This window comes from Lentzea sp. NPDC005914 (assembly GCF_040629405.1).
Lineage (GTDB): Bacteria > Actinomycetota > Actinomycetes > Mycobacteriales > Pseudonocardiaceae > Lentzea.
In genome coordinates, this window is the sequence record NZ_JBEXVQ010000041.1 from 66,732 (window position 1) to 87,805 (window position 21,074).

23 protein-coding genes are annotated in these 21,074 nt (G+C 69.1%); 13 read left to right on the forward strand and 10 right to left on the reverse strand.

What is annotated here, in order from left to right; genetic code table 11:
* Nucleotides 1-11: 11 nt before the first annotated feature.
* Nucleotides 12-845, forward strand: a complete 834-nt coding sequence (locus ABZ345_RS39545) for an alpha/beta hydrolase (protein ID WP_359860086.1) — start codon at nt 12-14, stop codon at nt 843-845.
* Here ABZ345_RS39545 and ABZ345_RS39550 read toward each other — a convergent pair.
* Nucleotides 811-1,491, reverse strand: coding sequence for an LON peptidase substrate-binding domain-containing protein (locus ABZ345_RS39550; protein WP_359860087.1), 681 nt, complete (start codon nt 1,489-1,491; stop codon nt 811-813). The two genes, ABZ345_RS39545 and ABZ345_RS39550, sit on opposite strands and share 35 nt — an antisense overlap.
* A gap of 9 nt (nt 1,492-1,500) precedes the next feature.
* On the reverse strand, nt 1,501-2,169 hold the full coding sequence (locus tag ABZ345_RS39555) for an NUDIX domain-containing protein (protein ID WP_355555846.1): 669 nt from the start codon (nt 2,167-2,169) through the stop codon (nt 1,501-1,503).
* A 100-nt stretch (nt 2,170-2,269) separates the two neighbouring features.
* Between ABZ345_RS39555 and nadA the strand changes: the two genes are divergently transcribed.
* From nadA to nadC, 3 genes are read left to right on the forward strand one after another with little or no spacing between them, the layout of a single operon-like run.
* Nucleotides 2,270-3,289, forward strand: coding sequence for a quinolinate synthase NadA (nadA, locus tag ABZ345_RS39560; protein ID WP_359860088.1), 1,020 nt, complete (start codon nt 2,270-2,272; stop codon nt 3,287-3,289).
* Nucleotides 3,289-4,902, forward strand: a complete 1,614-nt coding sequence (locus ABZ345_RS39565) for an L-aspartate oxidase (RefSeq protein WP_359860089.1) — start codon at nt 3,289-3,291, stop codon at nt 4,900-4,902. The genes nadA and ABZ345_RS39565 overlap by 1 nt, the downstream gene beginning before the upstream one ends.
* Nucleotides 4,899-5,735: a carboxylating nicotinate-nucleotide diphosphorylase gene (gene nadC, locus ABZ345_RS39570; protein ID WP_359860090.1), complete on the forward strand. Its 837-nt coding sequence runs from the start codon at nt 4,899-4,901 to the stop codon at nt 5,733-5,735. The genes ABZ345_RS39565 and nadC overlap by 4 nt, the downstream gene beginning before the upstream one ends.
* Here the strand turns inward: nadC and ABZ345_RS39575 are convergent.
* The 3 genes from ABZ345_RS39575 to ABZ345_RS39585 are packed head-to-tail and all read right to left on the reverse strand — an operon-like array spanning nt 5,706 to nt 7,361.
* Nucleotides 5,706-6,134, reverse strand: a complete 429-nt coding sequence (locus ABZ345_RS39575) for a hypothetical protein (RefSeq protein WP_359860091.1) — start codon at nt 6,132-6,134, stop codon at nt 5,706-5,708. The two genes, nadC and ABZ345_RS39575, sit on opposite strands and share 30 nt — an antisense overlap.
* A 40-nt stretch (nt 6,135-6,174) precedes the next feature.
* Nucleotides 6,175-6,582 (reverse strand): cupin domain-containing protein, encoded by a 408-nt coding sequence (locus ABZ345_RS39580; protein ID WP_359860092.1) that lies wholly within the window; start codon nt 6,580-6,582, stop codon nt 6,175-6,177.
* Between the two features lie 5 nt (nt 6,583-6,587).
* Nucleotides 6,588-7,361 carry a carbon-nitrogen hydrolase family protein gene (locus ABZ345_RS39585; protein WP_359860093.1) on the reverse strand — a complete coding sequence of 258 codons (774 nt, stop codon included), beginning with the start codon at nt 7,359-7,361 and terminating at the stop codon, nt 6,588-6,590.
* A 25-nt stretch (nt 7,362-7,386) separates the two neighbouring features.
* Between ABZ345_RS39585 and ABZ345_RS39590 the strand changes: the two genes are divergently transcribed.
* A complete protein-coding gene (locus ABZ345_RS39590; protein ID WP_359860094.1) occupies nt 7,387-8,886 on the forward strand; it encodes an ABC transporter substrate-binding protein in 1,500 nt (499 codons plus the stop codon).
* On the opposite strand, the gene ABZ345_RS39595 is transcribed toward ABZ345_RS39590, so the two are convergent.
* The gene (locus ABZ345_RS39595; RefSeq protein ID WP_359860095.1) at nt 8,879-9,370 is read right to left on the reverse strand and encodes a hypothetical protein; all 492 of its coding nucleotides are present in this window, start codon (nt 9,368-9,370) and stop codon (nt 8,879-8,881) included. The two genes, ABZ345_RS39590 and ABZ345_RS39595, sit on opposite strands and share 8 nt — an antisense overlap.
* A 10-nt stretch (nt 9,371-9,380) precedes the next feature.
* Nucleotides 9,381-9,869: a hypothetical protein gene (locus ABZ345_RS39600; RefSeq protein WP_359860096.1), complete on the reverse strand. Its 489-nt coding sequence runs from the start codon at nt 9,867-9,869 to the stop codon at nt 9,381-9,383.
* A 27-nt stretch (nt 9,870-9,896) separates the two neighbouring features.
* Here ABZ345_RS39600 and ABZ345_RS39605 point away from each other — a divergent pair, with 27 nt between their 5' ends.
* Nucleotides 9,897-11,021 (forward strand): aminotransferase class V-fold PLP-dependent enzyme, encoded by a 1,125-nt coding sequence (locus tag ABZ345_RS39605; protein WP_359860097.1) that lies wholly within the window; start codon nt 9,897-9,899, stop codon nt 11,019-11,021.
* Here the strand turns inward: ABZ345_RS39605 and ABZ345_RS39610 are convergent.
* Entirely contained in the window at nt 11,002-12,300 is a 1,299-nt protein-coding gene (locus ABZ345_RS39610; RefSeq protein ID WP_359860098.1) for a M14 family metallopeptidase, read from the reverse strand. The two genes, ABZ345_RS39605 and ABZ345_RS39610, sit on opposite strands and share 20 nt — an antisense overlap.
* 131 nt (nt 12,301-12,431) lie before the next feature.
* Between ABZ345_RS39610 and hisD the strand changes: the two genes are divergently transcribed.
* From hisD to ABZ345_RS39635, 5 genes are read left to right on the forward strand one after another with little or no spacing between them, the layout of a single operon-like run.
* On the forward strand, nt 12,432-13,748 hold the full coding sequence (gene hisD, locus ABZ345_RS39615; RefSeq protein ID WP_359860099.1) for a histidinol dehydrogenase: 1,317 nt from the start codon (nt 12,432-12,434) through the stop codon (nt 13,746-13,748).
* Entirely contained in the window at nt 13,745-14,851 is a 1,107-nt protein-coding gene (locus tag ABZ345_RS39620; protein WP_359860100.1) for a histidinol-phosphate transaminase, read from the forward strand. Before hisD ends, ABZ345_RS39620 begins: the two co-directional genes overlap by 4 nt.
* Nucleotides 14,848-15,447 (forward strand): imidazoleglycerol-phosphate dehydratase HisB, encoded by a 600-nt coding sequence (hisB, locus tag ABZ345_RS39625; RefSeq protein WP_112273084.1) that lies wholly within the window; start codon nt 14,848-14,850, stop codon nt 15,445-15,447. Before ABZ345_RS39620 ends, hisB begins: the two co-directional genes overlap by 4 nt.
* Nucleotides 15,447-15,602, forward strand: coding sequence for a hypothetical protein (locus tag ABZ345_RS39630; RefSeq protein ID WP_359860101.1), 156 nt, complete (start codon nt 15,447-15,449; stop codon nt 15,600-15,602). Before hisB ends, ABZ345_RS39630 begins: the two co-directional genes overlap by 1 nt.
* Nucleotides 15,603-15,626: 24 nt before the next feature.
* Nucleotides 15,627-18,293, forward strand: coding sequence for a TIR domain-containing protein (locus ABZ345_RS39635; RefSeq protein WP_359860102.1), 2,667 nt, complete (start codon nt 15,627-15,629; stop codon nt 18,291-18,293).
* Here the strand turns inward: ABZ345_RS39635 and ABZ345_RS39640 are convergent.
* Together ABZ345_RS39640 and ABZ345_RS39645 are read right to left on the reverse strand one after the other, a co-directional pair.
* Nucleotides 18,280-18,882 carry a class I SAM-dependent methyltransferase gene (locus ABZ345_RS39640; protein WP_359860103.1) on the reverse strand — a complete coding sequence of 201 codons (603 nt, stop codon included), beginning with the start codon at nt 18,880-18,882 and terminating at the stop codon, nt 18,280-18,282. The genes ABZ345_RS39635 and ABZ345_RS39640 overlap by 14 nt on opposite strands.
* A complete protein-coding gene (locus tag ABZ345_RS39645) occupies nt 18,879-19,400 on the reverse strand; it encodes an RNA 2'-phosphotransferase (protein WP_359860104.1) in 522 nt (173 codons plus the stop codon). The genes ABZ345_RS39640 and ABZ345_RS39645 overlap by 4 nt, the downstream gene beginning before the upstream one ends.
* 54 nt (nt 19,401-19,454) lie before the next feature.
* Here ABZ345_RS39645 and ABZ345_RS39650 point away from each other — a divergent pair, with 54 nt between their 5' ends.
* On the forward strand, nt 19,455-20,420 hold the full coding sequence (locus ABZ345_RS39650) for a hypothetical protein (protein WP_359860105.1): 966 nt from the start codon (nt 19,455-19,457) through the stop codon (nt 20,418-20,420).
* A gap of 418 nt (nt 20,421-20,838) precedes the next feature.
* Nucleotides 20,839-20,997 (forward strand): hypothetical protein, encoded by a 159-nt coding sequence (locus ABZ345_RS39655; RefSeq protein WP_359860106.1) that lies wholly within the window; start codon nt 20,839-20,841, stop codon nt 20,995-20,997.
* The last annotated feature ends 77 nt before the right edge of the window (nt 20,998-21,074 follow it).

The following is a 21,074-nucleotide window of genomic DNA, read 5'->3' on the forward strand; positions in this document are numbered from 1 at the left end:
ACTCTAATCTTATGGTTACCCAAGCGACTTCAGTGGACGGCACCACCATCGGCTACCGCACCACGGGTGGCGGACCGGGCTTGGTGGTGGTCCACGGCGCCCTGCAGACCTCGTCCGGCTACGAGAAGTTCGCGGAGTTGCTCGCGGACGAGTTCACCGTCCACGTCATCGACCGGCGCGGCCGAGAGCTGAGCGGCCCGCACACCGCCGAGCACAGCCTGAAGACCGAGGTCGAGGACGTCGCGGCCGTCGTGCACCAAACCGGGGCCCAACGGGTGTTCGGCCTCAGCTCGGGTGCGCTGATCGCCCTCGAGACCGCGTTGACGATCCCCGGCATCACGCACGTCGCCGCGTACGAGCCACCGATCACCGCGCCCGGCCTGAAGCAGCACGTCTTCGAGCGGTTCGAGAAGGAGGTCGCGGCGGGGAAGAGCGCCGAGGCGATGGTCACGATCCTGCTCGGCCTGGAGGTCGGGCCGCGCTGGCTGCGTCTGCTGCCGCGCCCGCTCCTGCTCGCGCTGACCCGCAAGCTCGCGCAGGACGACGAGGAGGACATGGTCGGCCTGCTGCCGACTGCGCGCTACGACTTCGGGATCGTCAACGAGGGCAGCAAGAACCTGGAGCGGTTCAAGGAGCTCAAAGCCAACACCGCACTCCTGGGTGGTTCGAAGTCCGCGCGCTACCTCAAGGACGCCCTGGCGATTCTCGACGGGCTCATCCCGCACGCCACCAGGACGGAACTGCGCGGTGCCGACCACGGCAGCCCGACCGAAGGCCCGCAGCTCGTCGTGCCGGAGCTCAAGAAGTTCCTCAGTTCGGGTTCGGCACGTGCCCGAACTCGGTGAGCGGCACGGGAACGGCCTTCAACGCGCTGAGAATCCCCGTCTCCCGGTGCAGCATCCGCCGCACCAGCCGCAACCGCCGGGCCGGCGAGGTCTCCTCCAGCAACCGCTGCCGGTCCTCGACGGGCAGCAGGCAGTCCGCGGCCAGCAGGTACGACAACGCACCCAGTTCGACGTCCTCGTCGGGCGCCGACCAGTCCTCGCGATGCCACGCGGCCCCGCAGTACCGCTCGTGGGCCGCGCGTGCCCCGCGTTCGAGGATCGGCACGACCTCCAGCGCCGCCTCGGGCACCGGTGAGTCGTCGAGGTATTCGACCCGGCCCAGCAAGTAGGGCGCGGTCGTCGTGTCGACGTCCACCAGGCGGAAACGCCGTACGCCGCGCGTGACGATGTCGAAGCGGCCCTCGGGCAACGGGCGGGCGTCGAGCAGGTCGGCCGAGCAGCCGATGTCCTTGAGGGATCCGACGTTGTCGGCGCCCACCTCCCAGCCCTCCTTGATGCACACGACCCCGAACGTGCGGCCGAAGAGCGAGCCGGTCATCAGGTCGACGACGAGCTGCCGGTAGCGCGGCTCGAAGATGTGCAACGGCAGAGACGCACCGGGCAGCAGCACGGTGCCCAGGGGGAACAGCGGGAGCGTCTCGGCCACGAGTCCACGTTACGGGCTGCCACTCCCGCCCGCCGGACGGCCGGATCCCGGCGGTCTCAGCACGGCGAACGGATCGGTCACCTTGATTCCCTTGGCGCTGAACCGGAACAGTGCGGCAGGGCGGCCACCGGACGGGCCGGGGGGAGCGGTGCCACCCGTCGGTTCCAGCAACAACCGCCGCGACAGCACCCGTTGGAGGTTCGTCGCGGACACCCGGTAGCCCAGCGCCGCCGAGTAGTGGTCGCGCAGCAGCGAGATCGTGAACTCCGGTGGCGCCAGGGCGAAACCGAGGTTCGTGTACGACAGCTTCGAGGCGAGCCTGTGCCGCGCTCGGTGCACGATCGAGGCGTGGTCGAACGCCATCGGAGGGAGCGTGTCCACGCAGTGCCACTCGGTGTCCGACGGACGCTCCGGATCGGCGTCGGAAGGGACCAGCCCGAGGAACGCCGTCGCCACGACACGGGGGCCCGGGACGCGGTCCGGGGCGCTGAAAACAGCCAGCTGCTCGACGTGTGACAGTTGTCGCACATCGACTTTCTCGGTCAGCTGACGGCGGATGGAGGTCTCCACGTCCTCGTCCACCCGCAGCTCTCCACCCGGCAGCGACCAGCGGTGAGCGTGTGGCTCCCGTGCGCGCTCCCACAGCATGACCTGGAGTGACGCACCTCTCACCCGCAGCACAGCTGCCAGAACTTCATGTCCCACGCCCGCCACTCGGCTGATACTATCGGCCACGTTTTCGACCAACAGGCGAAAACCTGGATCCGAGGAGGCAGCGATGGTCGCTACCGCAACCGTGGAGCGAACCGCGTCAGGTGTGTTCGGTGGAGTCGAGCCGGACGCCGCGTGGCGTGACGAGGTGTTGCGCCTCGCGAAGGAGCGCGACGCCGTCATCCTGGCGCACAACTACCAGCTGCCCGAGATCCAGGACATCGCCCACCACACCGGCGACTCCCTCGCTCTCTCGCGGATCGCCGCGCAGTCCGACGCGCAGACCATCATCTTCTGCGGCGTGCACTTCATGGCCGAGACCGCGAAGATCCTGGCGCCCCAGAAGACCGTGCTGATCCCGGACGAGCGCGCGGGCTGCTCGCTCGCCGACTCGATCACCGGCGCGCAGCTGCGCGAGTGGAAGGCCGAGCACCCCGGCGCGGTCGTCGTGTCGTACGTGAACACCACGGCCGAGGTGAAGGCCGAGACGGACATCTGCTGCACGTCGTCCAACGCGGTCGACGTGGTGCGCTCCATCCCGGCCGACCGCGAGGTGCTGTTCTGCCCGGACCAGTTCCTGGGCGCGCACGTCAAGCGCGAGACCGGCCGCGAGAACCTGCACATCTGGGCCGGCGAGTGCCACGTCCACGCCGGCATCAACGGCCCTGAGCTGGCCGAACGCGCTGCGGCGAACCCGGACGCGGACCTGTTCATCCACCCGGAGTGCGGCTGCGCGACATCTGCTCTGTACCTGAGCGGCGAGGGCATCGTCCCGGCGGAGAAGGTCAAGATCCTCTCGACCGGCGACATGATCACCGCGGCCCGCTCCACGAAGGCGACCAAGGTGCTCGTCGCGACCGAGGTCGGCATGCTGCACCAGCTGCGCAAGGCCGCCCCGGAGATCGACTTCCGCGCCGTCAACGACCGCGCGTCCTGCGCCTACATGAAGATGATCACCCCGGCCGCGCTGCTGCGGTGCGTGCGTGAAGGCCTGGACGAGGTGCACGTGGACCTGGAGACCGCTCGGCGGGCCGAGGGTGCCGTGCAGCGCATGATCGAGATCGGCCAGCCCGGCGGCGGTGAGTGATGGCCGCGCGCTGGGAGGCGCGTGCCGACCTGATCGTGGTCGGCACGGGCGTGGCGGGGCTTACAGCCGCGCTGCACGCCCGTGAGCTGGGACTTCGCGTCCTCGTCGTCACCAAGGCGGCCGGCGACGACGGCAACACCCGCTGGGCTCAGGGCGGCGTCGCGGTGGTCATGGAGGACCAGCACGACCCCGGCGACACCGTCGGGCGGCACATCGAGGACACGCTGACGGCGGGCGCGGGCCTCTGCGACTCGCCGGCCGTCTCGGCGATCATCACCGACGGACCCGCCGCGGTGGCGCGGTTGCGTGAGCGCGGTGCGGTGTTCGACTCGCGCCCGGACGGTTTGCTGGAGCGGACCCGCGAAGGTGGGCACAGCGCGTTCCGCGTCGTGCACGCCGGTGGTGACGCGACCGGTGCCGAGGTCGAACGGGCGCTGTTGAAGGCCACTGTGGACGGACGGGTTCCCCTGCTGGAGAACCACGTCGCGGTCGACGCGGTGAAGACGCCGTTGGGTGCGGTGTGCGGGCTTCTGGTGCTGGACGGCAACGGCGTGCCCGGTGTGTTGTCTGCTCCCGCGGTTCTGCTGGCCACGGGCGGTCTCGGGCAGATGTACCAGGCGACCTCGAACCCGTCTGTCGCGACGGGCGACGGGCTGGCGCTGGCGTTGCGCGCCGGTGCCCTGGCGGCCGACGTCGAGTTCATCCAGTTCCACCCGACCGTTCTGTACACCGGTCGCGGTGCACGTGGTCGCTGCCCGCTCGTCACGGAAGCCGTGCGCGGTGAGGGTGCCGTGCTGGTCGACGCGACCGGGGCTCGCGTGATGAAGGGCGTGCACCCGCTGGAAGACCTCGCCCCGCGCGACGTCGTGGCGGCGGCGATCACCCGGCACATGGCGCTGGAGCCCGGTGGCATCGACGACCACGTCTTCCTGGACGCGACTTCGTTGCACGACATGGCCACCCGCTTCCCGACCGTGTACGCGGCCTGCGTCTCGGTGGGGGTCGATCCTTCCGTGGACCCGATTCCGGTCGCCCCGGCAGCTCACTTCGCCTGCGGTGGCGTGGTCTCCACCGTCGATGGACGCACCGGCGTGACCGGTCTGTACGCCGTCGGCGAGGTCGCTCGCACGGGCCTGCACGGCGCGAACCGGTTGGCCTCCAACAGCCTGCTCGAAGGCCTGGTCTGCGGCACCCGTGCCGCCGAAGCCGTGGCGTCCGATCTCGCGCTCGGCCTCGTGCTTCCTGCTCGTACGCCTGAGGTTTCGCTGCCCACGGCGCCTGTTGCGGACCGGGACCTGCTCCAGCGCGTGATGTCCCGTTACGCCGCTATCGGTCGTGACGCGGAAGGTCTTGCCGTGGTGGGCTCGGTGCTCGACGTATCCACTGTGGACAAGCAGCTGGAGTCGCGCGAACTGGTCGAGGACGCGGCGCTGACCATGGCCGCTCGCGCCCTGATCGCGGCGGCTCAGGAACGCACCGAGTCGCGCGGCTGTCACGTCCGCACGGACTACACGTCGCGTTCTGAGGCGTGGCAACGCAGTCAGCTCGTTCGGCTCACCCCGACCGGTCAGCCCGTGCTGGCCGATCCCGTTCTCGCGGAGGGTGTCGCATGACCATCGATTGGGACGACGCGAACCGGGTCATCCAGTTGGCGTTGGAAGAGGACCTCCGCTACGGCCTGGACGCCACCACGTTGGCGACCGTGCCCGAGAAGTCCGTCGCCACCGCGGAGATCACACCGCGTGCGTCCGGAGTGCTGTGCGGCGTTTCGATCGCGCGCACTGCTTTCCAGCGCTATCTGCCCGAGGTCGAGGTGGTGTCGGAGGCGGAGGACGGCTCGAAGGCCGTGCCCGGTGAACCCGCCCTGGTGCTCACCGGCCCGACTCGCGGCCTGCTCACCGTCGAGCGCACGGCGTTGAACCTGATCTGCCACCTGTCCGGAATCGCGACCCAGACCGCGCTGTGGGTCGATGCCATCGAGGGCACCGGTGCTGCCGTTCGGGACTCGCGGAAGACGTTGCCGGGCCTGCGTTTGCTGCAGAAGTACGCGGTCCGCTGCGGTGGTGGCGTGAACCACCGCATGGGCCTGGGCGACGCCATCCTCATCAAGGACAACCACGTCGCCGCGGCGGGCTCTGTCGGCGCGGCGATCCGGGCAGCCCGGGCACACGCCCCGGACCTGCTGATGGAGGTCGAGGTCGACAGCCTCGCGCAGCTCGACGAGGCTCTGGCCGAGGGCGCGGATCTGGTGCTGCTGGACAACTTCACGCCAGAGCAGTGCGCGCAGGCCGTTGCCCGCAGGCCGGAGAACGTGAAGCTGGAGGCGTCCGGCGGGCTCACGCTGGACGTGGCCCGCCGGTACGCCGAGACGGGCGTGGACTACCTCGCGGTCGGTGGTCTCACGCACTCGTCGCCGTCACTCGACCTCGGCCTGGACCTTCGCTAGCGGCTCGTACCGCTGCACGCTGACGTGCTGGACGCCGGGGAAGTTCTGCACCCGGCGCCAGTCCGCGGTCTGCGAACCGACGCCGTTGCTGCCCGCCGACACCGCGTCGGCGTGGTCCTCGGCGCTGACCCACTCCGCGACGTTGATGACACGCTTGCCGTCGTCGCGGATGTGGAACGCCGCTGAGACGCCGCCGGGATGCGGGTTCGGCTCGCTCGCCAGCGCGACGAACACCGAGTCGACCCACGCCCGCGCCGTGGCCTCGTTGTCGGTGTCGACCGTCACGAGGACGACGCAGCCGACCTTCTTGTCACCGCGCGGTTCGCCGGAGCGGTAGAGCGTGAAGCCGTCGAGTTCCTTGCGGTTGCGGACGAACGAGGGCAGCTGAGGAAGAGTCATGCCCCTGATCCTGCGAGCTCGACCTAGCTGGAGGTCAAGCTCATTCGAACGAACAACCGGGATTCGGCTCGTCGCGCGACAACGGCGTGCCCTTCGGGTTCACGTACAGCACCTCGAGCACCATCGGCTCGGTGCCGAGGTTGCGCCCGATGTGCACGTGCGCCGGCTCCTCGATCACCGTGTCACCGCGGTGGTGCACGAAGTTCGTGGTGCAGTCCGACATCGTGCGGGTGAGGACGCCCTTCTTGACGACGGCGTAGAGCGTGCCGTCGTGGTGGTGCCAGCCGGTGCTGCCACCAGCGGCGACGGTGATCTCGCGGACGGCGTAGTCCTTGTCGCCGACCGACCACTTGGCGATGTCCTTGGCGGTCACGCCACGCGAGGGCGTCGCCGAGGCAACACCGGAGAACAACAGCAAAGCGGCCACTACGGCCGAAACGATGCGCATGGCGATCAACGTAGCCGTCGGTTGGCCAGTACCGGCAGGACCTCCCTGGCTTGTTCCACCGACGCGAGGTCGATGTCGACGATCGAGACTTCCGGCTGGTCGGACAGCTGCGCCACGACGTTGCCGAACGGGTCCGCAACGGTCGAGTAGCCGATCCCGGTCGGTGCGGAAGAGCCCAGCTCACCGGGGTAGGCCTGCCCGCACGCCACGACGAACGACGTGCAGTCCAGTGCGCGCGCTCGCACCAGCAGTTCCCACTGCTCCTTCTTGCCCGGCCCGGCACCCCACGACGCCCCGACCAGCACCGCCGACGCGCCCTCGTCCGCCAGCGCCCGGAACAGCTCGGGGAAGCGGATGTCGTAGCAGGTCGCGACGCCCAGGGTCACACCGTCGACCTCGAACGTCACCAGGTCGGTGCCGGGCGCGACCGTGCGCGACTCCTGGAACCCGAACGCGTCGAACAGGTGGATCTTGTCGTAGCCGAGATGGATGTCCGGCCCGGTCACCAGCAGCGTGTTCGTCACACGGTCACCAGACGGCGTGAACATGCCCGCCACCACCACGACGTCGTGCTGCGCGGCGATCTCGTGAACCGCGGACGCCCACGGACCGTCCAAAGGTTCTGCGACGGGCCCGAGCGGCACCCCGAAACGGCACATGGTCGCCTCGGGCAGCAGGACGACCCGCGCACCGTCGGCCCTGCGCACCGCGTCGCGGACGAGCTCCAGGTTGGACCGGGGATCGGTGGTGGAGCTGATCTGACTCACAGCGATGCGCATGAGGATCACTGTAGGGTCCGGAACCGTGCGTTTCCCACTGCTCCTCGTCGCGTTGCTGGCCGTCGCGGGCTGCACCGAGACCGCCACGCCCCGCCCGGACGGTGGCACGAACGGCACCTCGATCGTGCTCGCCGACCGCGACGAGCCGACGACGCTGAACCCGCTGCTCGGCTATGGCGCGCAGGGCGTTTCGAAGATCTACGACGGCCTGGTCGAGCACCGCCAGGACGGCTCGCTCAAGCCGCAGCTGGCCGCGGACCTGCCGGAACCGGCGGCGGACGGGCTGAGCTGGACGGTGAAGCTGCGCGGCGGCGTGAAGTTCGCCGACGGCAGTGTGTTCGGTGCCGAGGACGTCGTCGCGACCTACACCGCCGCACTGCAGAACCCGGTCAAGGACAGGTTCAGCACGCTCAAGGGCGTCGAGCAGCTCAACCCGTCCACGGTCCGCTTCAGCCTCAACCAGACGCAGGCGGCGTTCCCGCACCTGCTCACTCTCGGCATCCTGCCCAGCGAGCAGGCGAACGCGAACGGCCAGCCCGTCGGCACCGGGCCGTACAAGGTCACCGAGTGGAAGAAGGGCGACCGGCTGTTGCTGGACGCCAACGAGTCGTACTTCGACGGCGCGCCCAAGGTCAAGAAGCTCACCGTGGTGTTCGTGACGGACGACAACCAGCGCGCGCGTCGCATGCAGGACGGCGAGTTCGACGGCACGGTGCTGCCGCCCAAGATCGCGACGCAGTTCGCCGGCAAGTCGAGCCTGTCGGTGCAGTACCACCGCAGTGCCGACTACCGCGCGGTGCGACTGCCTGCGGCCAATTCCGTCACTGGAAACGCCGCGATCCGCCTCGCGCTGAACTACGCCTCGAACCGCCAGAGCATGATCGACAGCCTGCTGGACGGCAAGGGCACGATCGCCTACACGCCGGTGCCGGACGCGCTGGCCGAGGAGTTCGACCCGACCGCGAAGTTCCGCTACGACAAGACCGAGGCCGCGCGTCTGCTCGACGTGGCGGGCTGGGTCGCCGGCACGGACGGCATTCGCGTCAAAGACGGTGTGCCCGCTCGGTTCACGCTGATGTACCCGCTCGGTGACGACCTGCGCGCCGACCTGGCCACGGCGTTCGCGGCCGATGCCAAGGCGGTGGGCGTGGACGTGCAGCTGGCCGGCCTGTCGTGGGAGGCGATCCGGCCGCGCATGGCCCAGGACGCGCTGCTCTACGGCGAGGGCTCGCCGTTCGACCCCGATCTGATGCTCTACGACCTGCGCGGCCAGGGCAGCCCGGCCGCCGACGCGGCGCTGGAGAACGGCCGCAGGCTGATCGACCCGGCGCAGCGGGCGGTGGCGTACAAGCTCTTCCAGCAGGCGTTCGTCGCGTCACCGTCGATGGTGGTGCTGGTCTTCCCCGAGCACGCGTACGTCATGCGTGACTCGTGGAGCGGCTACCAGCCCGTGGTCGACCCGAACTCCTACGGCGCGCTGGCCTGGGGTCCGTGGTGGAACCTCGACAAGTGGGAGCCTAGGTAGTCCTGGCGTTGATCTCGCGGACGGCACGTTGCGGGTCGTCCGCCCAGAACTCGACGCGCTTCACCTGCTTGGGCCCGGTCTTGCCGAGGTCGACCAGCTGCGGTTCGTGGAACGGCACCGACACGTTCGTCTTGGTCAGCGACTGGATGACGACCGCGTCGCCGGTCACCTCGACACTGCGCTGGCCCTTGTGGGAGCGCTCGGCGACCTGGGCCGCGCCGAGGTCCGCGGTCGGGATGCGCCAGTCGAAGAAGCCGAGCTGGCGCAGCCGCAGCTCGTCGTCGGAGAGCGTGTGCGGCTGGCGGATCAGCACGTAGAGAGCGCCCACGCACACGATGGTGTTCAGCACGCCGAGCACGATCAGCGTGATGAGCAGCCACGGGATGTCCAGGCCGAACGCCACCAGCGCGATCCCGACCGCCGTGATGATCAGGAACCGCAGGTACCGCGGCCGCATGCGCTTGCCGTAGGGGATCTCCACCATGGTCGTGAGCCTATTTTCGCATCGCACGCACCATGCCATCGGGGTCGTCGGCCCAGAACTCGATCTTCGTCACCTCGTGCGCGCCGCGCCGGCCGAGGTCGATCTCCTGCGGCTCGTTCAGCTGCACGCGAACGTTGGTGGAGTTGGAGATCTCCAGCACGAGCGTTCCGTCCACAACGGACCGAGTCTTGTTGAGCGATCTGCTCTTCATGCCGTGCGTGACGTTCTTGATGGCCTTGAGCGGAATCCGGTATTCGAACTCGCGCGCGTACCGCAGCCACAGGTACTCGTCGTCTATCTCGTGCTTGAACTTGTAGAGCATCCACAACAGCCACGCGAGCAGAAGCGCGCTCAGCAACCCGAACACGAGCAGCACCGCGCGCAACCAGAACCACGGCACGAGGAAGTCCACGAGCAGGATTTCCACGGGCGTGAGAACGAGGAAGACCCAGAGGAACGGCCGGACCTGAGCGCTGTACCCGAACGAGCGATCCCCCATGCACCTGATGGTGGCACAGTGGGGGGAGTGAGCGACCTGATCTTCTTGGACAGCGCCGGTTCCTCGATCCCGCCCGCACCCGTCGTCGACGAGGTCATCGGGCATCTTCGGAGAGAAACCGAGATCGGCGGCTACCGTGCCGCCGCTGAACGCCGTGATGACCTGGAGACGGGCTACGGGGTGCTCGCTGAGTTCTTCGGGTGTCACCCGTCCGAGGTTGCTTTCACGGACAGTGCAACTCGATCTTGGCTGGCGGCGTTCGACGCCGTACCTCTGGAAGCCGGGGACAGAATTCTTGTCACCGAGGTCGAATACGGTGGCAATGCGATCCCGGTTCTGCATCGTGCGGCGGAGACCGGGGCGGTCGTCGAGGTCATCCCTTCCGACATCCACGGACAGGTCGATCTCGGCGCCCTGAACCTTGACAACCGAGTCAAGCTGATCTCGCTGGTGCACGTGCCGACGAACAGCGGCTTGGTCAACCCGGTGAACGACGTCACAGCGGCGGCTCGTGAGGTCGGTGCGCTGGTGTTGCTCGACGCCTGCCAGTCGACCGGACAGCTCGATCTGCGTGGCCTCGACTACGACATGTTGGCGTGTACAGGTCGTAAGTGGCTGCGCGGACCGCGCGGTACGGGCGCTCTGGTCGTGCGCGACGAGGTGCGGGAAAGGCTCCACCCGCGGTTGGTGGACCTGCACAGCGGCGAGTGGACCGGGCCTGCCGAGTACCGGCTGCGCGACGACGCCCGAGTGTTCGAGCTGTGGGAGTGCAGCATCGCCGACCGGCTCGGCATGATCGCTGCCGCGCGCTACGCCCTGGACAAGGGGCTGGACGTGATCGAGGCCGAGGTCGCGGACCGTGCCAAGCGTTTGCGCGAGGGTCTGCGGTCGATCGGCGGCATCACGGTTCAGGACCTGGGTGAACGTCAGTCGGGCATCGTCACGTTCACCTCGGAGAGGGTGCCGGCGATGGAGCTGAAGGACCGGCTCTGGGCTTCGAACGTGGCCGTCACGGTCTCGCAGCGCGGGTCGACGATGATCGACATGACGAAGCGGGGCCTGGACGAAGTAGTGCGGGCCTCCCCGCACTACTTCGTCACTCCTGAGGAGATCGACCAGGCGTTGGACAGGATCAGCAGCTCTGCCCGATGACCCGCTTCACGCAGTCCGAGTACTGCAGGAAGAGGTCGGTCGCCTTGTCGTTGCGAGTGGTCTGCGCGGCGATGACCGTGTCACGCGGGTAGAAGCCGTTCAGGCCACCACTGCTCGGGTACATCTCGAAGGTGTAGGACCAGATCTTGTGCTGGCCCCACATCCAGTCGTCGATGGTGCCGTCGGTGATGTAGAGGTCGCTCGACTGCTCCGGCGTGTAGCCGTTGGTGGCGGCCATCTGCTGGCCGAGGGTGCGGAACGCCCGCTCCTCGTTGGCGTCCAGGCCGGGCGCGGTGTTCGCCGTGGTCCAGCCGAACGGCCACAGCACCAGCTCCGAGAAGGTGTGGAAGTCGATGTTCGTCTTGATCTGCTGGACGCCACCGACCACACGGGAGTTCACGAAGTCGCGGATGCGCTGGGTCTCCGGTGCGGAGAACGCCGCCGTGCCGCGGTAGGTGTCCGAGGTGCTGCTACCGCTGGAACCGCCGCAGCAGCCCCACTTGTAGCCGAAGTTGCGGTTCAGGTCGGTGCCGTTGCCCTGCCGGTTCTTCCGCCAGCCGCGGAACGAGCCGGTCGCGATGTCGTACTCGGCGCCGTCCGGGTTGACGCTGGGGACGACCCAGATCTCGCGCGAGTCGACGAGTGCCTTCAGCGACGCGTTGGTGGCGTAGCCGTCGGTCAGGCGCTGGATGAAGTGCAGGCACATCTCGACGGTCAGGTGCTCACGCGCGTGCTGGTTGCACGTGATGATCACCTCGGGCTTCGCCTGGTCGACCGCGGGGTTGTTGCTGATCTTCAGCATCCACAGGTCGCGGTTCTGGAACGACTTGCCGATGCTGGACAGCCGCACCAGGTTCGGGTGCGCGGTGACGGTCTTGTCGAGCTCCGCCTTCATCTCGGCGTAGTTGTGGTAGCCCGTGTAGCCGGACGGGAAGTCCTGGGTGCCGATCTGGCCGGGCACCGGGTCGGTGAAGTCGACCTTGCCCAGCTTGGCGAACTCGGCTTCGGCGTCACCGATGTACTTCATCGGCAGCCCGGTCCGCCGCAGTGCACGGGCCTCGCCGGCGTTGGCGATGACGGTCACCGGACCGTTGGTGGTCTCGTCGATCAGGTCGGTGCCCGTGTAGACGACCTGCCTGAGCTGCTCGACGTTCTTCACCGTGATCTCGTAGACCGTGCGGCCGGAGCCGGCGGCCTGGGTCGGGGCGGTCGTGCCGACCAGCAGGGGCAGACTGAGCCCGAGCACGGCGGCGATCACGCCGCGGCGCCTTGTGAACATGGATCCTCCATCATCAGCAGGGGTTTGCGACGGAGTGGTGCTGATCCGAGCGTGGCTTCGGCATTACTCGCTGAGTAGCGCCGATAGCGGGCTGACCGTTGACAGAATTCGGCAGGAACTACCCTGTGAGCATGCTCAGCCGCATCGACCTGCGAGGTCGCACCACGACTCCCGCTCAGTTGCGCGCCACCGTGCCGCGCGCCGAGGTGGACGTGGACGCGGTACTGCATCAGGTGCGTCCGATCGTGGACGCGGTGGCGGCTCGTGGCGTCGAGGCCGTGCTGGAGTACACCGAGAAGTTCGACCGCGTTCGTCCTGCTTCTGTGCGTGTGCCCGCTTCGGCTCTTTCGTCCGCCTTGTCCTCGTTGGACCCGGCCGTGCGCGAAGCGTTGGAAGAGGTCATCGCGCGCACCCGGCGCGTGCACGCCGACCAGACCCGCACCGACACGACCACCCAGGTCGTGCCCGGTGGCACCGTCACCGAGAAGTGGGTGCCGGTCGCGCGCGTCGGTCTCTACGCGCCCGGTGGCCTCGCCGTCTACCCGTCGACGGTCGTGATGAACGTGGTGCCCGCGCAGATCGCCGGCGTCGAGTCGCTGGTGGTGGCCTCGCCGCCGCAGGCCGAGTTCGGTGGTCTGCCGCACCCGACGATCCTCGCCGCCGCCGAGCTGCTCGGCGTCGACGAGGTGTGGGCGGTGGGTGGCGCGCAGGCCATGGCGCTGCTGGCGTACGGCGGCGTGGACACCGACGGCGGTGAGCTGGCTCCGGTCGACATCGTCACCGGTCCCGGCAACATCTACGTGACGGCGGCGAAGAGGGTGCTGCGCGGTCTGATCGGCATCGACTCCGAGGCCGGGCCGACCGAGATCGCGATCCTCGCGGACTCGTCCGCCGATGCGGTGCACGTGGCCGCCGACCTGATCTCCCAGGCCGAGCACGACCCGTTGGCCGCTTCGGTGCTCGTGACGGACTCCGTCGAGCTGGCGGACGCGGTGGACGCCGAGCTGGAGCGCCAGATCGGTGCCACCAAGCACCGGGAGCGGATCCTGACGGCGCTGGGCGGCAAGCAGTCCGGCTGCGTGCTCGTGTCCTCTGTGGACGAAGGTGTCCGGGTTGTGGACGCCTACGCCGCCGAGCACCTGGAGATCCAGACGCGCGACGCGCGTGAGGTGGCGGCGCGGATCCGTTCCGCCGGCGCGATCTTCGTGGGCGCGCACTCGCCGGTGTCGCTCGGCGACTACTGCGCGGGCTCGAACCACGTGCTGCCGACCGGTGGCTGCGCGCGGCACTCGTCCGGGCTGTCCGTGCAGACGTTCCTGCGCGGCATCCACGTGATCGACTACTCCGAGGAAGCCCTGCGCGAGGTCGCGGACAAGGTCGTCGCGCTGGCCAACGCGGAGGACCTGCCCGCGCACGGGCAGGCTGTCACAGCGAGGTTCTCTCGATGAAGCCAGTTGTCGGCGCACGGGTGGAGCTATCCGATCTGCCCCTGCGCGAGGACTTGCGCGGTCGCACGCCCTACGGCGCGCCGCAGCTCGATGTGCCGTATCGCTTGAACACCAACGAGAACCCGTACGCGCCGACGGATGCGCTCGCGGCTGATGTCGTGGCCGCGGTGGCCGAGATCGCGGGTGAGTTGCACCGGTACCCGGACCGCGACGCGGTGGCGTTGCGCGAGGACCTGGCGGCGTACCTGACTGAGGCGACATCGGTGACCCTGACGGCCGAGAACGTCTGGGCGGCCAACGGGTCCAACGAGATCCTCCAGCAGATCCTGCAGGCGTTCGGCGGGCCGGGGCGCACGGCGCTGGGCTTCGAGCCGTCGTACTCGATGCACCCGATCATCGCCGCCGGCACGCGCACCGAGTGGGCGCCGACGCCGCGTCGCCCGGACTTCTCGCTGGACGTGGAGAAGGCCGCGGCCGTCATCGCGGAGACGCGGCCGGACGTCGTGTTCGTGACGTCGCCGAACAACCCGACCGGCCAGTCGATCCCGCTCGAGGACCTGCGGCTGCTGATCGCGTCGTCGACCGGCATGATCGTGGTGGACGAGGCGTACGCGGAGTTCTCGTCGCAGGAAAGCGCGATCGGGCTGCTCGACGAGTACGGCTCGCGGCTGATCGTCTCGCGCACGATGTCGAAGGCCTTCGCTTTCGCCGGCGGTCGCCTGGGCTATCTCGCCGCGGCTCCGGCCGTGGTCGACGCGCTGCAGCTGGTGCGCCTGCCGTACCACCTGTCGCAGCTCACGCAGGCGGCCGCGCGGGCCTCGCTGCGGCACGCCGCGGAGACGCTGGGCTCGGTGGCGCTGCTGGCCGCCGAACGCGACCGCGTGGTGGCGGCGTTGACGGACCTGGGTTTCCAGGTCGTGCCCTCGGACGCGAACTTCGTGCTGTTCGGCTGGTTCGAGAACGCGCGCGAGACGTGGAAGTCCTATCTGGACCACGGCGTGCTCATCAGGGACGTCGGAATCGCGGGTCACCTGCGGGTGACCATCGGAACGCCCGAGGAGAACGACGCTTTCCTCGCGGCCAGCAAGGAGGTCAGCCGGTGAGTCGTGTGGGCAAGGTGGAGCGCACCACCAAGGAGTCGTCGGTCTACGTGGAGATCGACCTGGACGGCACCGGCCAGGTCGAGATCAGCACCGGCGTGCCGTTCTACGACCACATGCTCACCGCGTTCGGCGTGCACGGCTGCTTCGACCTGATCGTCCGCGCCACCGGTGACGTCGAGATCGACGCCCACCACTCGGTCGAGGACATCGCGATCGTGCTGGGCCAGGCGCTGCGGGAGGCGTTGGGGGACAAGAAGGGCATCCGGCGCTTCGGCGACTGCTGGATCCCGATGGACGAGACCCTCGCGCACGCCGCGGTGGACGTCTCGGGCCGCCCGTACACCGTGCACCGCGGCGAGCCGGAGCAGTTCAACAGCTTCGTGATCGGCGGCAACTACCCGTTCGTGCTGAACCGGCACGTGTTCGAGTCGCTGGCCTTCCACGCCCAGATCGCGCTGCACGTGCGCGTCGAGTACGGCCGCGACCCGCACCACATCGCGGAGGCCGAGTACAAGGCCATCGCGCGTGCCCTGCGCGCGGCCGTGGAGCCGGACCCGCGCGTCGGCGGCATCCCGTCGACCAAGGGCGTCCTCTGATGCCGAAGGAGGTCGTCGTCATCGGCCTGCTGGCCCTGGCGGGCTTTCTGGCCGGTGGTGTCTACGCGACGTGGAAGACCGCCAGGTTCATGGCGATCATCCTGCTGGTGCTGATCGTGGTCGCGGTCGGTGGCGCGGTTCTCTGGCTCATTTAGTTCCGAACCGTCAGAATGCAGCGGGTGGCCGAGCCTGAGTACGACGCGTTCATCTCGTACAGCCGTGCTCTGGACGGCACGCTCGCGCCGACGTTGCACCGCGGCGTGCAGCGGTTCGCCAAGCCCTGGTTCCGGCTGCGCGGGTCACGGGTGTTCCTCGACGACGTCAGCCTGTCGGCGAACCCCGGTTTGTGGACGTCGATCGAGGAGGCGCTGGGCCGGTCGCGCTGGCTGATCCTGATGGCCTCGCCGGAGGCGGCGGCGTCGAAGTGGGTCGGGCGCGAGCTCGAGTGGTGGCTGGAACACAGGTCTGCTCAGCGGATTCTCGTCGTGCTGACCTCGGGCGAGTACTCGCAGTCGGTGCCGCCCACGGTCCGCAGGGCGCTGGGCGAGGAGCCGCGCTGGGTCGATCTGCGCTGGTTGCGTTCGGCCGAGCACGTCGACGACTCGAACCCGCGGCTGCGTGAGGCGGTCGCGGACATCGCCAGTGCGGTGCGCGGGGTGCCCAAGGACGATCTCGTCGGCGAGCACGTCCGGCAGCACCGCCGGACCGTGCGGCTGGCTCGGGGTGCGGTCACGGCACTGGCGGTGCTGACCGTCTGCGTGCTGGTCGTGGCGTTTCTCGCGGTGGGACAACGCAATGACGCGGTCGCGCAGGCCCGCACCGCGACGGCTCGTGGTCTGGCGTCGGCGGCGGTCGCGACCCTGCGCACGGACATCGCGTTGAGCCAGTTGCTCGCGGCGCAGGCGTATCGGACCGAGCCGAACGGGCAGACGCGGGCCGCGCTGTTCCAGGCCGTGACGTCGAGTCCGCAGCTCGACCGCTACCTCGACGTCGGTGGTGAGGTGTCGGCCCTCGCGACCTCCGCTGACGGCAAGGTAGTCGTCGCGGGCACTGCGGACGGACGTGTCGTGCGGCTGGATCTCGCTGGTGGGCGCTCGGAGCAGAAGGTCGGCGAGCGCGTGTCCTCGGTGGGCACGAGCGCGGACGGTTCCGTGGTCGTCGCGTACGGGGGTGGTTCGGCGCTGCGGTGGGACGCCGGGGGCACCAAGGTGATCGGCACAGGCGAGTACGCGGCCTCCGGGGAGGTCGCCGTGTCGCCGTCGGGGCGGTTCACCGCCGTGTACGCGGAGAAATCCTTGCCGGACGGGTCCCGTCGCGCCAAGCGCTTTGTCCATGATGGACGAACGGGTCAGATCACCGAGCAGGAGGACGCCTCGGTCGAGCTGATCGCGTTGAGACTGCCGAGCGACGACACGCTCCTGGAGATCACCTACACCGACTGGGTCCGCCGGTCACCCGCCACCCTCGGCGTCGTGTCGGCCGCGAGCGGATACGCGTTGCCGGGCAACGGTTTCTGGCCGGGGTTGTCGCCGAGTGGCGAGCACTTCGGCTACTCGGCCGAGGGCGAGACCCGGTTGTGGCGGACGAGTCAGCCGGCCTTCGACTACAACTCCTACGAGGTGTCGCTGCCCGCGGGCAGGGCCGACGCGACCGCCATGGCGGTCGCGGACGACGGCACGCGCGCCGCCGTGGCGGATGCCGGAACGATCTTCGTCTACGACGTGAACGGGCCAGGAGCGGGCGAACGGGCGCGGCTCGAGGGCAACAACGAGACGTCGTTCGTGGAGTTCCTCGGCGACAAGGACCACCTGGTGTCCGCCTCCCGGGACCGGGTGGTGCTGTGGGACCTGACCCGCGACACCCGCATCGGCTCGCAGTTGCAGACTCGGGTTCCGCTGGTGTGCAGCGCGTGCCCGGCGCCCTGGCTCACGTCGTCGCACGGACGGGTCGCGGTGTCGGCGGGCGAGGAGCTGGCCGCGGGGACCGATCTGGCCACCGTGAGCCCTGACCGGCTGGTGGGTTCGCTGGCCTGGAATGCCGGTGGCGACAAGTTGTTCCTCGTGACGCTGCCGCAGGGCGAGGTCGAGATCTGGGACCCGGCCGGTCTGCGTCCGGTCGGGCAGTGGCGGTCGAAGGTGGCGGCGGAGCACCTGGTCGCCATGGGGATGTCGGCGGACGACAGGCTCGTCGCCGTGGACCAGAACGGTGACGTCCAGGTCGTGCGGGACGACTCCGTGCGCAAGATCGCGCTGGAGCGCAAGATGCTCCGCGAGCAATGGCCACCTCCCGCCCATCTCGCCGCGGTGAGCCCGGACGCGGCTCTGGTGGCCGTGGTGTGCACGGATTCCGTCGCGGTCGTCGACACGGCGACGGGCGAGGTGCGCGAGGTCCCCGGTAAGGCCGACTCGGTGGCGTTCGCCGGTGACAGCCTGCTCGTCCAGCGCGCGGAGTCCGTCGACGTCTGGGACAAGCGCGGCACGACGTCGCGCGGGACGGTGCCGCGCGACCCGAGCTACCTGGCGGGCGTCGCCGGCAGCCCGGACGGTCAGCTCGTCGCCCAGCTGCGCGTCGACCGCGTGCTGGTGCTGACCGACCTGCGCACGGGCGAGCTCGTCGGCGAGACGCGGCTGGCCGAGCAGCGGGGCCGGTTGGGGCGGATCGGCGTGGCCTTCACCGGTGACCGGTCGCTGGTGACGGCGGTGTCCGAGCGCAGGCTGTTCTCGTGGGACCTCGCGCCGGACAACTGGGTGCGCGCGGCCTGTGCGTCCGCCGGCCGCGGTCTGACCTCGGATGAGTGGCGGCGGTATGTCGGCACCGACCCGCCCGCGGACCTCACCTGCGGGTGAGCACCCAGTGGAACGTGGCCGGATCCGGCTCGTGCATGGTCACCAGGTCGTCCGTGACGATCTCCAGGTGACGTGACAGGAGCTCGCGGTTCCGGTCAGTGGTGTTGCTGCCGAAGAACATCTCGACGCCGAGCCAGTTCTCCGTGACGTCCGGGGTGCCGACGCCGAGCGAGGCCAGGAAGAGGCCGCCGGGCTTGAGCCACCGGGCGATCTTCGCGATGAGGCCGGGCTGTTCGGCCCGCGGGACGTGCAGGATCGAGTAGAAGGCGGCGATCGCGTCGAACGTGCCGTCCGGGAAGTCGAGCGCGGTCATGTCGGCCTTCTCGAACCTCGCGGCGGGCACGTTGGCCCTGGCCAGGTCGACCTGCTGCTGTGACAGGTCGACGCCGAGGACGTCGTGGCGCTCAGCGAGCTTCCTGGTGACCGGGATGCCCGCGCCACAGCCGAGTTCGAGGATCTTGGCGTTGTCGTGCAGCCGGCTGTCGAAGTCCTCGAGGTAGCGCAGGCGCGGGTCGTCGGCGATCTGGGCCGACCAGGTGAGGTAGTGCTCGGCCATCGCGTCGTAGCCGGCCTCGACGATCTCCTTCACGACGTCAGGTAACGGGCCGGGACGTGCTGGGTCAGCCAGACACCGTTGGCGCTGAGCCGGAACTCGTGGCCGGCTTCGCTCATCGCCCTGGCGTCGACCGTGAGGATCACCGGCCGGCCGCGCCGCGAGCCGACTCTCCGCGCGGTCTCGACGTCGGGCGACAGGTGCACGTCGTGACGTGACATGGGACGCAGGCCGTCGCGCATGATGTCGTCGAGGTACTGCGCGACCGTGCCGTGGAACAACGTGTCCGGCGGCGTCGCGACCGGCAGCCCGAGGTCAACCTCGACGCTGTGCCCCTGGTTGGCGCGGATGCGGTCGCCGTCGATCGTGAAGCGCTGCTTGTCGTTGCGCTGGACGACCTCGCGCAGCTCTTCCCCAGTAACACCCAGAGCGTCGAGCAGGTCTTGCACGGCCACCCAGCCGTTGGCGTCGAGGGTGAGGCCGACGCGCTCGGGCTTGTGCCGGAGCGCCTTGGACATCCGCTTCGAGAGGCGGATCATTCTGTCTTCTTCCATTTGCTCCCCAGCAAACCACAGCGCGTCCACCGGTTTTGCGGTTCGATGGGTCCTGTGTGGCCGGTTCTGGGGTTGTTCTTCCTCGCGCCGTTCGTCGGCGAGTTCCTCCTGGGCAACATCCCGATCACGGGCATGGCGTTCGGCCTGCTGCTGGCACCGCTCTACGGCAGCGGCGCGATCCTGGTCCGCGAACTGGGCAGACGCGCGTGCGGCTGGCCGTCGATGTTCCTGCTGGCCGCGGCCTACGCCCTGATCGAGGAGGGCCCGGTCGACCAGCTGATCTGGAACCACTCCTACGCGGGCCACGACTACCTGACCGGCCCGTCCTACATCCCGTTCCTGGGCACGAGCGTCGAGGTGGTGCAGTCGATCCTGGCACTGCACACGATCTGGAGCATCTGCGTCCCGATAGCCCTGGTCGAGACCCTGTCCCGCCGAGGCCCGTGGCTGCGGACGCGCGGCCTGGTCGCGGTCGGCCTGCTGTTCCTGGCCGGGTCGGCGTTCGTGTTCTACGGCAACTACTCCGAGGAACACTTCATGGCCGGGTGGTGGCAGTTCGCCTACGCGTTAGCCGCCATAGGCCTGCTGGTTTTCTTCGCGTTCCGCGTCCGCCCACTGCCCTCCCTGCCCGGCGTCGCTCCGTCACCGCTGTGGGTCTGCTTCGCCGCGCTCGCCGGGACCAGCGCGTACTGGGGCTCGGTGACGCTGATCGGCGCCGACTGGTTCGAGTGGCCCGCCGTGGCGATCTGGTGCGTGGTCGCGGCGCTCGGAACCGCGCTGGTGACGCGGTGGTCGCGACTCGACGGGTGGGACCAGCGACACCGGTTCGCGCTGGCCGCCGGCGCCGTGCTGACCTACGTGTGGTGCTCGTTCCCGGTAAAGCCGGAGCTCGGCGGCACCGAGGTGGGCGACTACGTGTTCAGCGGCATCGCCCTGTTGCTACTGCTCTGGTGCGTCAAGACGCTTCGCGCGGCCGCCCCGGAGCCCGCGGGCCAGCAGCTGCCTCACTCCAACGGGTGAAGCTTGTCCGAATCCACGGTTGGCGCCGTCTATTAGACGTCACAAAAACATGGTCATCTTTCTCCCGCAGAAAAGGAGGAACGCGGGGGGCGGATGCGACGACGTTGAGGAGCGGACGGCAGGGTTGAGGAACAGACGGCAGGTGTGGTCGGTCAGGTCAGGTCACCGGCCGAGGAGCGTCACCAGCCGAGGAGCGTCATCGGGACATCGCGACGCGAGCATCGGTTGGGCGTGCTGGACGAGCTCGGGCGCACGCGCGGGGGTGTTCGGGCGGGGGTGTTGGAGCGGGGTGTTGGGGCGGGAGTGCCGGGGCAGTGGCCGGATGGTCTGGTGGCGCATCGGCCAGGGTTCAGCCACTTGCAACAGGTCTGCCTCCCGATCGTGTGGGCCGGCAGCGTGCTTGCAGGGACGGCAGGACATGACGTTCCCGGCCGACCTGGTCGAGCCCACGCTGGAGCTGATCCCGCGGGCACGTGCCGTCGTGCTCGAGGAGGCGGCGCACATGCTGCACGTCGACGACCCAGACGGGTGTCTGGGCGCGGGGCGCGGGGTTTCTGGCCTAGAGCCTGTCCTGTAAGCAGCTGATCAGGGCGTCTGGTATTTCTCTGCGGTGGTTGGTCGTGGTGAGTTGACGGATCGTGCGTGGGCTGCGAT